7 protein-coding genes are annotated in these 12,710 nt (G+C 25.3%); 5 read left to right on the top strand and 2 right to left on the bottom strand.

The window, feature by feature from the left end; translation table 4 throughout:
- Window positions 1-118: 118 nt before the first annotated feature.
- Genes Q349_RS01840 through Q349_RS01850 form a run of 3 tightly spaced genes read left to right on the top strand, consistent with a single transcriptional unit; the run spans window position 119 to window position 5,823 of the window.
- The gene (locus Q349_RS01840; protein ID WP_281171156.1) at window positions 119-1,939 is read left to right on the top strand and encodes a restriction endonuclease subunit S; all 1,821 of its coding nucleotides are present in this window, start codon (window positions 119-121) and stop codon (window positions 1,937-1,939) included.
- 15 nt (window positions 1,940-1,954) lie between these two features.
- Window positions 1,955-5,116: a type I restriction endonuclease subunit R gene (locus Q349_RS01845; protein ID WP_036464462.1), complete on the top strand. Its 3,162-nt coding sequence runs from the start codon at window positions 1,955-1,957 to the stop codon at window positions 5,114-5,116.
- Window positions 5,116-5,823: a M48 family metallopeptidase gene (locus tag Q349_RS01850; protein WP_036464465.1), complete on the top strand. Its 708-nt coding sequence runs from the start codon at window positions 5,116-5,118 to the stop codon at window positions 5,821-5,823. The genes Q349_RS01845 and Q349_RS01850 overlap by 1 nt, the downstream gene beginning before the upstream one ends.
- On the opposite strand, the gene Q349_RS01855 is transcribed toward Q349_RS01850, so the two are convergent.
- A complete protein-coding gene (locus Q349_RS01855) occupies window positions 5,820-6,434 on the bottom strand; it encodes a restriction endonuclease subunit S (protein ID WP_051616750.1) in 615 nt (204 codons plus the stop codon). The two genes, Q349_RS01850 and Q349_RS01855, sit on opposite strands and share 4 nt — an antisense overlap.
- 130 nt (window positions 6,435-6,564) lie before the next feature.
- Here Q349_RS01855 and Q349_RS01860 point away from each other — a divergent pair, with 130 nt between their 5' ends.
- Both Q349_RS01860 and Q349_RS01865 read left to right on the top strand, forming a co-directional pair.
- Entirely contained in the window at window positions 6,565-7,401 is an 837-nt protein-coding gene (locus Q349_RS01860) for a site-specific integrase (protein WP_084270840.1), read from the top strand.
- 665 nt (window positions 7,402-8,066) lie between these two features.
- Entirely contained in the window at window positions 8,067-10,217 is a 2,151-nt protein-coding gene (locus Q349_RS01865) for a hypothetical protein (protein WP_036464471.1), read from the top strand.
- 1,010 nt (window positions 10,218-11,227) lie between these two features.
- Here Q349_RS01865 and Q349_RS01870 read toward each other — a convergent pair.
- On the bottom strand, window positions 11,228-12,313 hold the full coding sequence (locus tag Q349_RS01870) for a hypothetical protein (RefSeq protein WP_036464473.1): 1,086 nt from the start codon (window positions 12,311-12,313) through the stop codon (window positions 11,228-11,230).
- Window positions 12,314-12,710: the final 397 nt, after the last annotated feature.

Raw genomic sequence — 12,710 nt, forward strand, 5'->3', positions numbered from 1 at the left:
GATTTTTATAAGTTTTTATTTCGCTTGTTTTGTTTATAGGTAGAACAAAACCTCGCGTAACTTTAAAAATATCACCTATTTTACACTGTTCCCAAACGTTATTAATCTTAGTCCAAATATATATTTTAGAGAAAAACGATATTCTTGGGAACAGTGTAAACTAGAACAACTTGGAGTTTTTACATCAAATGGTGTTGATAAATTAAGTAAAGAGAATGAAATTCCTGTAAATCTTCTTAACTATATGGATGTTTATAATAGATTAAAAATAACTACAAACAATTGTACGGAATTAATGCAAGTAACGGCTAGGCCAGAACAAATTAAAAACAATAATGTTTTAGCTGGGGATATATATTTTACACCTACATCTGAAACCGCCGAAGATATAGGACATGTCTTAGTAATAGAAGAAAACCTACCAAATACAGTATATTCATATCATTTAATAAGATATAGACCAAAATATAATGTATTTTATTTAACTTATCCTAATTATGGTTTTGATACAGTATATCTACGTAAACAAATGGCATTAAAAGCTAAAGGGGTGCAGCGTTTTGTAATTTCAAAACCTGACTTTGAAACGTTAGAAGTTTTATATCCTTCATATGCAGAACAAGAAAAAATTGCTAAACTTTTAGGTAACCTTGACTCCCTCATCACCCTTCATCAGCAAAATTCGTTTCAAGCTTTGAATTATTTAATTAAAGACGTTTACAAAAACAATTTCTTATTTTCAGTGTTAGTAACGAAGCTTTACAAACATAAAAAAATTGTTCTTGAAAAAGTCTTCCTGCATCATAATAAAATTGACTTTAAAATTACATTGAAAGAATTTATTGAATCTTGGGAACAGCGTAAATTATTAAATATTGCATCATATAGAAATGGGAAAGCTCATGAAGATAATATTTCTTTTAATGGAGAATATATAGTTGTTAATTCCAAATTTATTTCCACAGAAGGCGGTGTAATTAAAAAAACTAGTAAACAAAAAGAACCTCTATATAAAGGGGATATATGTTTTGTTTTAAGTGATGTTCCTAATGGAAGAGCCATTGCAAAAACTTATTTAATTGAAAAAACGGGACTATATAGCTTAAATCAACGAATTGCGGCCATTACCCCAATAACAAATATTGATAATAAGTTTTTAAGTTTACGAATGAATAGAAATCAATATTTTTTAGATTTTGATGACGGAGTAAAACAAACAAATTTATCAGTAAATGATGTATTAGGCTTTGAATCTTATTATCCCAAATTGGAAGAACAAATAAAAATTAGTCATTTAATTAGTGATTTTGACTCCCTCATCACCCTTCATCAGCGTAAGTATGAAAAATTAATTAATATGAAAAGGTCGCTTTTAGAAAAAATGTTTCCTGTTGATGGTGAAGTTACGCCCAAAATTAGATTTAAAGGATTCGTGGAAGCTTGGGAACAGTGTAAAATAGAAGATCTTTTTAATTATTATCCCTCACCTTTACACAAAAATAGCGTTCTTTCAGAAGGAAAATATAAGGTTTCGGACACAAACCAATTAATAGGTTATACTAATAAATATTTTGTTCCAGAAAAATATATTTCTATAGTTAAAGATGGTTCTGCTGGAAAGATTAAATTAATGGATGAAAACACTTTTGTAACAAGCACTTCCGCCATTTTAGCAAACAAAAATAAGCATAATAATATTATGTATTTATATAATATTTTAGAATGTACAAAGTTAGAAAATTTACTTGTTGGTAGCGTTATAAAACATTTATATTTTTCCGATTACAAAGATATAGAAGTTAAAATAGCCAAAACTAGTGAACAATTTAAAATTGGTAAATTATTTAATAACCTTGAGTCCCTCATCGCCCTTCATCAGCGTAAGTGCGAAAAGCTTAAAAATATCAAAAAATCTCTATTAGAAAAGATGTTTATATAAAAAAGGAGTTTATTTATGGACAAAAATATCTGAGAAACAGAAAAAGAAACTCAAAATAAGGTTATAAATTTTTTTAAAGATACTAAATGATTAGATTATGAATATATAGGTAATCTTTCTAAAAACAAAAATAATAAAAACATAATAGAAGATAAATTGATATATTTTTTAACCAAAAAAATGAAATATAGTCAAGAAATTGCTCAAAAAGCAGTCCGTAAATTAAATAAAACTCTAACTGGGTCTGAAGATTTATATAAAAAAAATGAAAATATTTATTCGTTGCTAAAATATGGTATAAAAGTTACAGAAAATACAAACAATACACCAAAAACTGTTTATTTAATTGACTTTGAAAATCCAATGAATAATGATTATTATATTGCCGAAGAAGTAACCATTGTTGAAACGAGTGAAAAAAGACCGGATTTAGTTATTTATTTAAATGGTATAGCAGTAGCAGTTATAGAACTTAAAAAAGGTTCAATTTCTGTTGCTGAAGGTATTAGACAAAATATAACAAATCAAGAAAAAATGTTTATTCCAGAATTCTTTGCTACTATTCAATTTTGTATAGCAGGAAACGAAAGTGAAGGATTAAAATACGGAACAATTCAAACTCCAGAAAAAGAATATCTAGTATGACAAAATGACAAATTTATCGGTAATGAAGACGAAATTAATGAAGTAGATTTAAAAATTAATAATGATATTTCCTCTGGAGAAATTGAAAGTAAACTATTAAAAGATATTTATTCCATTTTTTATAAAAAAAGATTTTTAAATTTAATTGAAAATTTTGTAATTTTTGATAGAGGTTCTAAAAAAATTTGTAGATACAACCAATATTTTGCTGTTATGCGAGCCCAAAAAAGACTTGCCAAAAAAGAAAACGGCATCATTTGACATACTCAAGGTTCTGGTAAATCTCTAACCATGGTATGACTTTCTAAATGGATTATCTCAAATTTAGGTAAATCTAGAGTTTTAATAATAACCGACAGAGAAGAGTTAGATGAGCAAATAGAAAAATTATATAATGGCGTAAAAGAAAAGATCGTTAGAACAAAGAGCGGAGAACATTTATTTAATATACTTAATTCATATGAAGACAGAATAATTTGCTCTTTAATTCATAAATTTCGTAGACATGATAAAGAAGAAACCGAAGATGATGTTGAAGAATATATTAAAGAATTAAAAAAATCATTGCCGGAAAATTTTGAACCAAAAGATGATATTTATGTCTTTGTTGACGAATGTCATAGAACACAATCAGGTAAATTACATAAAGCGATGAAAACAATTTTGCCTAAAGCAATTTTTATTGGTTTTACTGGTACCCCAATTCTTAAACAGGATAAAAAAAATACCATGGAAATATTTGGTAATTTTATTCATTCTTATATATATAAAGAAGCCGTAAGAGATGGTGTAGTTCTTGATTTAAAATATGAAGCAAGAGACATTCCTCAAGATTTATCTAGAAAAGAAAAAATTGATCAATGATTTGAATCTAAAACATCTGGACTTATCGATATTGGTAAAGCAAAATTGAAAAAGAAATGAGCTAATATGCAAGCAATATATAGCTCTAAATCAAGATTAGAAAAAATAGTAATGGATATAATATTCGATTTTGAGACTAAAAATAGATTAAAAAGCGGAAAAGGGAATGCTATACTTGTTGCGGATAGTATTTACTCGGCATGTAAGTATTATGAAATTTTTACAAATAATAATTTTACAAAATGTGCGATTATATCTTCGTATCTTCCAAACAAAAACAAATTAAGGACAGAATTTGTAGATGATGAAAGTGATACTGAAGAAATTAAAAAATATAAAACTTATATGAAAATGATTGGCATTAATCCTGATTCTAATTTTAAAGATGATCAAATCACTACAAAAATAGAAGCTTTTGAAAAAGAAGCAAAACAAAAATTTATAAAAGAGCCTTCAAATATGAAGTTGTTGATTGTTGTTGATAAGCTTTTAACAGGATTTGATGCTCCACCTTGCACCTATCTTTATATTGATAAAACAATGCATGATCATAGTTTATTTCAAGCTGTGTGTAGAGTTAATAGATTAGATGGTCAAAGCAAAGACTTTGGTTATATAGTAGATTACAAACAATTGTTCGGATCATTAAATAAAGCAATGCAAACATATAACTCCGAAAACCCTTTTGCTGGATATGACAAAGAGGATGTTGTAGATCTTTTAAAAAATAATAAGGAAGAATCTGAAAAATATTTCTATGAAACATTAGACTCAATCGAAAGTTTATGTGAAGGAGTTAAAGAACCTAAAAATCCAATTAATTATCAACACTATTTTTGTGGTCAAAATGTAAACGAAGTAATCGAAGATAAAGAAAAAGCTTTAATCAGAAAAAAATTATACTCATTAACAGATAAATTGATTAGAGCTTATTCTAATTTTAAACCATTTCAAAATGATTTAAAATATAGCGAAGAACAAAAAAATATTATTCACAAAAAAGTTTTATTCTACACAGAATTAAAATCAATTATTCTCCGGGCAAGTGGTGATTTTACTGATTTAAAAGTATATGAACCTGATATGAGACTTTTAATAGATCATTACATTGTTGCCTGAGATAGTACATTGTCTTTTGCATTAGAAGATTTTACTTTATTGGATTTTATAAAATCTACAAAATCTAGCTTTTTAGAAAACAAAAAAAGAACTAATTTCGAATCAGAACAACAGGCTGCAGAAACTATCGAAAACAATATCGCAAAAAAAATAGTCGAAAAAAACCCGAATAATCCAAAGTATTATCAAAAAATGTCATCTATTTTAGAAGAACTAATTGAAGATAGAAAAAAAGGAGTCATTTTATATAAAGAACTTCTTGAAAAATACGAGAAATTAGCAAATAGCATAGAAACACCTAAAGATAATCTTGAATACCCAGAATCTATTAAAAATAGCCCTGCAAAGATAGCGTTTTATAATAATTTTGGGGAAGATGAAAAATTAGCTAACGATCTTCATCATGCTGTTTTACAAAACAAGATGGATTCTTTTAGAGGCAATAAACCTAAGGAACAAATAATAAAACAGGCCCTTTTTGAAATATTAAAAGATAAAGAAAAAGTTGACGAAGCGTTTGAAATAGTTTTAAAACAGAATGAGTATTAATGAAAATTAATGGTTTAAAAATAAAAGTTATAAGAAAAAAGATAAAAAATGTTCATTTGTATGTAAAACCTCCTTTTGGAAATATAGTAGTAACTTGCCCAATAAATTATCCTGATGAAAGTATAAAATTATTTATTTTGACGAAGCTTCCTTGAATTAGAAGACAAGTAGAATCATTTAAAAATCAACCTAGACAATCTAAAAGAGAATTCGTTTCAGGTGAGACAGTATATCTATTAGGAAAAAAATATTTCTTACAAGTAGATTATGATAACAAAAAATATAGCATAAACATAATAGGACATAAAATTAACTTTATAGTAAGAAATGGAAGTACATCCAAACAAAGAGAAGTTATTTTTAACAATTGATACAGGAAAATATTAAAAGAACAACTAGATATTCTTATTCCGAAAATTGAAGAAAAAACAGGTTTAAAATGCAGTAAATATACAATTACTAATATGCAAACCAAATGAGGATCATGTAATATCAAAACACAAAGAATTAATTTAAATCTTCAATTAGCTAAAGTCCCGATTTTAGGTATTGAATATGTAGTTTTACACGAACTCGCACACACAATTGAAAAAACACACAACCATAAATTTAAATCAATTCTAGATAAATTTATGCCAACATGAAGAGAAATTAAGAAATTATTAAATTCTCAAAATATAAGTCATTACTATAAGACTAAAGTTTAATTGTCAATTAAGATTATCTCTATTAAATATACAAAAATAAAAAGAAACTTATCCTTAGTACATCTTTGTTCTAAGGATTTTTTTCACTTACGCTGATGAAGGGTGATGAGGGAGTCTAAATAATTGAATAAATATCCAATATTTCTTTTTTCAATATCATTTTTTGGAATAAATAAATCTAATTTTTTAATTTTTTCTGCATTTAAATTAGATTGAGTGCCGGTTGAAATAAGTGGAGCCCATTCATTATTAAATTCCATTTTTTTAAAATATTGGTAAAGATAGTCTCTAACGCTAATGTTTTTGATCACCATATTATAAAAAGCTTGTGATGTAGCTGTATTTTCCTTTAAAATCGCCACTTTACCTACAGAAGCATACATAGCAAGAGATATCGATTCTTTGGGTACGATTCATGCCGATGATGATAATAAAGCTTCTTCGGTTATGTGCTTTTCTGTTTCAAAAATATAACCATCAGAATTGGATATATCTGTAATGCTTAAAAAATTTATTTTGCCTTCATAGAATTTTTTATTTGATGTTGAAGGTGTTCCTCCGGATCCTCCTTTTTCTATTAAGTGATCAATTTTACACTGTTCCCAAGCCATAGAAATCTTCAGTAAATCCAGCAAATCTTATCGATGGTTTTGTTTGGTTTTTTGACATATTATTTCACCCCAGACTTATTATGAAAAATGAATTAGCATTTATAAAGAAGGAGCAATACGCAAAGTGACCATGGATAAATACAGATTAACACTTCAATGGATCAAAAAACTTGCCCCTAAACTTAAAATAGCTGATTTAGATAGAATAACTTATCAAAAACTTCTTAATGACTATGCTGAAACACACGAAAGACAAACAACTATGGACTTTCATCATCAAATGAAAGCAGCCATTTTAGATGCAGTAGATGAAGGATATATATCAAGAGATCCTAGCCGTAAAGTAATTATTAAAGGTAAGGCTCCAAGACCTAAAAAAATAAAATATCTTAATCAATATGAATTACACGCTTTAATATCGGACTTAAAACTGGATCAAGGTATTAATTTTGACTGACTCATTTTACTCATTGCTAAAACCGGTATGAGATTTTCAGAAGCAATAGCATTAACTCCAAATGATTTTGATTTTGTAAAGCAAACTCTTTCAATTAATAAAACTTGGAATTATAAAGGAAAAGGCGGATTTCAACCAACAAAAAATAAATCATCAATAAGAAAGATCCAAATTGACTGAATGATTGTTTCGCAAATTTCTGCACTTATAAAAGATCTCCCTAAAGATCAACCGCTTTTTATAAAACAAAACAAACCAATTTATAATGCTACTGTTAATGATATTCTCGAAAGACATTGCAAAAGAGCTAAAGTACCTATTCTTACAATTCATGGATTAAGACATACTCATGCATCAATATTACTATTTGCAGGTGTTTCTATTGCTAGTGTAGCTAAACGTTTAGGTCATTCTAATATGAATACCACAGAAAAAACTTATCTTCACATTATTCAAGAACTAGAAAATAAAGACGTTGATCTTGTGATGAGATCATTAGCAGGACTTTAAAATAAAATATCACTTACGCTGATTTATGCCACTAGGATATACCTAGTGGCATTTTGTATTCTAATTTCGTGTTGTACAAATATAAACAAAAAGAAACTTCAATGCAGCAAAATATTAAATGAATAACTACCTTAGTACTGGATGCAATAATAAACCTATAAATATTTTAAAAAACTAAAATCGTCCTTTTAACTAAAAGTTTCTATGATTTAGGTTTTAACTATATTAACTTACTAATGAATATAGTAAATTAAAAAACAACAAAAAAATAGAAAGATATCAAAAAAATAAACAATCTTTTTAATTTTTATTTATTACAAAAAACACACCAAAATATCATGTGTTTTTTGTTAATTTATTTTTTATATCTTCTTCCTTTGAAAAATAATCCAAAGAAATGCTTATAAATAAATTTGCATTTAATAAATATTTATTTTTACTTGACTATAAACAATTTTTGAATTTAGAAACCGTAATAAAAAATTATAAAATAAGCATATGAAAATTTTTCATATATAAAATTTTTGTTTTCTGCCTGTTTTCTGGATGTTTTGGTTAAATTGCTCTTATTTTTTTACATTTTTTTACATTAAAAATTAATATAAATTGATAAAAATATATAATTTTATGCATATTTAAATTTTAATTATAAAGGATTATTCAAAATGAAAAAGAAATTAATTATATTATCAATTGTATCAGCTGGAGTAGTTGCAATTGGAGGAATTGGAATAGGTGTTTATTTTGCTACAAAAAGAGCACCCAATAATAGTGATGCACCTAATAATAGTGATAACGAAAATAAAACAGCTACAACTACTGAAACAAATCCTACCAAAACAAATAAACAACCACAACAAAAACCAAAAGAAAACCCAACCGATTCATCAAACACTAATGAAAAAAATAACGATTTATCTAAATATGATGTAGAAGTAACAAGTTTAGACAATAAAATAGAAAAATACAAAGATAACTTAACCAAAAAAGCTGAACCAAAAATTAAATTACTAAAATCATTTAACCAAGCTTTAAAAAATATTTCAATAGGTAATATCGGGTATAGTTTTACAGTTTCCCAAAATTTTTCAAAAGTATACACTAAAGATAGCATTTGACAAAAACGCAAAGAAATTTTTGATTATTATCAAAAATTTCTTGATAAACAACTTGATAAAATTGATAATTCAATTAGACTATTAGAAGAAAAAATTCAAAACTGAGAAAATATTAAAAAAGAAAAAAGTAATGAAAATTTTGAAAAATTAATTAAAGTTAAAAAAGAAATAAACGATTTATTTGATAAATCTATAATAAATTCAAATATTGACAACAAAATAGATAATTTAATTACAAATATTTATAACTTAACCTTTATGCCTTCAAAAGAAATTACAGAAGCTTTTGAAAATTCTTTTCATGATAAAGAAAAAAGAGAAAAATTACTTAGTCTTTGAACTGATGAATTATCAAAAACTCAGTCGTGATTCGAATTAATTATGACTCCATTGAATATTCTTAACTTTGGAAAACCTAATAATGGCGAAAGTTCATGAATAAAAAATCTTATAAAAATGAGTAAAAGAAGCTATCCAGAAAATCAAAAAGATAAAAATACTCAAAAAGAAGTAATCATGAATAAAGCAGCTAGTGAAATTATGAATTCTTATTATGATTGATTAGGTGGACTAAAATCGATTAATCTTAATGATAAAAATGAAAGCGAAATGATTTTTCACAAAGATGAAGTCAAAAAAATCTTTTTAGAAAGATTAAACAATTTATACGAAAAATATCTTGAAGTAGTTGAAGAGCAAGATAAAATAATGACAGATTGAATCAATCACTTTGATAGCGAGTTAGACAAAACAATAGAACACTATAAAAACGATCTCTTACCAAAGGTAGACCAAAAAATTACATTACTAACATCATTTAACCAAGCCTTAAAAAATATTTCAATAGGTAATATCGGCGCAAATGCAACAGTAAAAAAAGATTTTTCTGTTATTTATACAAAAAATAGTATTTGACAAAAACGGAAAGAAATTTTTGATTACTATCAAAAATTTCTTGATAGCCAAATCCAAAAAATAAATCAAGACAAGAAGAATATTGAGGATAAAATTACAGAATTAAAAAAATCCGAAGAAAACTCAAAAGAAGAGAATCTAAAAAACAAAGAACAAGTTAATGAATTAATTAGTAAAAGTTTAATTGATGATTCTTTTGATGAAAAGATAGATAATTTAATTACAAATATTTATAACTTAACCTTTATGCCTTCTGAGGAGATTGAACAATCATGAAGCAATTCTTTAAAAGATGAATCAACAAGAAAAAAATTATTAACTCTCTGAGAAGAATCAAAAACCAATAAAGCTTGATCATCATTGGTAAATACCTCTACCGATGTTCTTAATTACTCAGATTCTAATAATAAAATAAGTGACTGAATTATAAAAATTATTCAAGTAGTTCTAAAAGAATATCCCGAAAAAGAATCAGAAAAAACAAAAGAAAAATTCCAATTTGCCTTTGAAATATCAAAAGCTATTATGGATGCATATTATAATTGACTTGACACACTAAAATCTTTTGATTTTGAAAATAATCTTCAAGATTATAATGCTTTATTTTCAAAAGATAAAGCGAAAGAATTGTTTTTAGAAAGAATAAAAAATCCATATCAAAAATACCTTGAAGTTGTTTCCGAAAAAAATAAATTAATGGACGAATGAATAGCCAATTTCGAAAAAGAACATCCTAAATCAACAGAAGAAACAAACCAACCAAAAGAAAATACCGAAAAGTAAGAATAAATCTATTCTAACTTTTTTTGCAAAATACTAATAAAAATATTCTATATTGAAATTAAATAAACAAAAAACATCATATGTCTGATAATAATATATGATGTTTTTTAATTTTTATAAATCTATCATTAATAATGTTTATTAATTGATATCTTAATCTTACAAACAATGCAAAAGAGAAGAACTTTTTCATTATTTAAAAATATAACTTGTCTTAATTTATGAAAAATTTTCAAAACGAAAAATAATTTCTAGATCGCGATATTTTTATATCATAAAAATAATTCATTTATTTAACAAAACACAAAATAAAATTTATAAATAATATAAAAATTTATTTTACTAATTCAATTTTATTGAACTATAAATTCACAAGAAACTAATGAAGAAATTAAATAATATTTAATTGAAACACCAACAATAGATTTAAAAATTCAATTCTTTAGTTAAACTAAAAAATATTTTTCATAATTCTAATCCTAATTTAGAAAAAATATTTAAATTTTATTTTTTATAGATTTATTCTATTAATGATACTTAATAGCTAAATATGACAATGTTAATTAAATATCTTTCGAAAAAACTTTCTACTTTAGAATATATCGCATAATTATTAATATTTTTTATTAATTCATTTTATAAAGATACAAACTGAAATATAAAAGTTTTTACTTATATATTGGATTTTAATTATTATAAAATACTAAATAGGTAGAAAATTATAATAATAGGAACATCTAAAAATCAATTTCTTTTTAGAAATATTATTATTGGTAAATTATTGGGATTCAAAATTTTTATTATTTTCTTATAAATTTGTTCAAACAATATTAAATAAATTATTCTGTTTTTTCAATTCTAATTTATACTAAAAGATAAAAAACGATGATAACAAGTTATCATCGTAATTTTAATATTCTTAAAAAACACCTTAATCAAAGGCATTGAAATTAGTATTGTAATTTATTTTATTTAATTTAATCTTTAATCCCAAAAGAATAAATTAAGAGTTATTTTTCTTGTTCAGCTTCTGATTCAGGCGACGTATTGTTTGCTGAAGTTTGAGATTGAGTTGAACTCGTTTCTTCCTGAGTTATTTTTTCTTCAGTTTTTTCATCACCCTCCCCACTAGTAGATTCTCTCGATTGTTCTTCGGTGTCGGGTTTTGTATTTTTTTCTTCTTTTCCTAGTTGTTCATTATCCTCTTTTTTATCAATTTTTCCTCGATCTTCATCAGAACTAGGTTCTTCATTAGGATTTGAAGGTGCAGACTCACTTGATCCTTCACTAGATTCAACAGAAGTATCTTCATGATCTTTTTTTCCAGATTCTTCTAATTGTTTAACTGTAGTTTCTGTTTCTTTATCAATATTCTCATCTTTGCCTTGATTAGCGGTTGTTGATTCTTCTACATTAGTTTCGGTTTCATTAGATTTTTGTGATTCTTCTTTTGGATCTTTACTTGGTTGAGCAACATCTTCTTTTTCTTTTAATTCCGGATGTTCTTTAATATAATTTTCTTCAACTACTAATGCATATTCTTTAATTAATCTATCGTTATTTATTTGAAAGTCTTGAATAGAAAGTTTGTAACTTCCGCTATTATAAAAGAAAATCGAATCTTTTTGATTTCTCAGTTGTTTAAGTTTTTCAGCCATTTCGTTTTGATCACCAATTTGTAGAGCTAAATTTAATTCTAAAACTTTTGCATAAAAGTCTTTTAGTACTTTAACTTGTTTTTTAAACTCTTCTTCAGTTACTTTTCCTTCAGATATGTATTTAACTGAATCTTTTTCTAATTTTTCAAAAAATTCATTATAAGCATCAGCACGATACAAAGGAGAATATAAAGGAAGTTTTGTGATTTCTTCTTTTAATTCATTAGATGCTTTTGTTACATCAATTTCTTTATTGGAATCACTTGTATTTAACGAAGTAGAAGTTTCAACTGAAGTTTCATCTTTTTCTTTTATTTCTTCCCTTTCATCAATTTCTTTGTTTAATTCTGGTTTCCGGGTAATTACACTAGCCGAAACTGCAACCGCAACAGGAACTATAGCAGCGCTCACGGCTAACAATTTATATTTTATTTTCATAATATCATTCCTTCTTATTTATTTAATCAAAAAGAAATTACGTTTTGATTAAATTTAATGTATTTTTATTTTTAGTGCTTTTTTAGTTTTATTTTTTATCTAATTAAAAACTAAAAAAATTCAATTCTTCTTTTAGGAAAACTTGTAATTTATAATTTTTACTTAGACTTAAATAATAAATTCACTTTCAGTACACATTTTAACAATTAATTTCTATTATATATCCTTATATTTAAATTATATTAGGAATATCATTATATTAAATATTTGAGCAAGCAGATAACCATTTTTTAAACCGTTAAAAAAGTATATTCTTTTCTAAAACGTAAAAATTACTCTAAAAAGTCTATTTTTTAATCTTTTTCTTCTTTTTTAAAAAGTTTAACTAATACTGGAA

Source organism: Mycoplasmopsis sturni DSM 22021, from assembly GCF_000701485.1.
Classification (GTDB): Bacteria; Bacillota_I; Bacilli_A; order Mycoplasmatales; family Metamycoplasmataceae; genus Mycoplasmopsis; species Mycoplasmopsis sturni.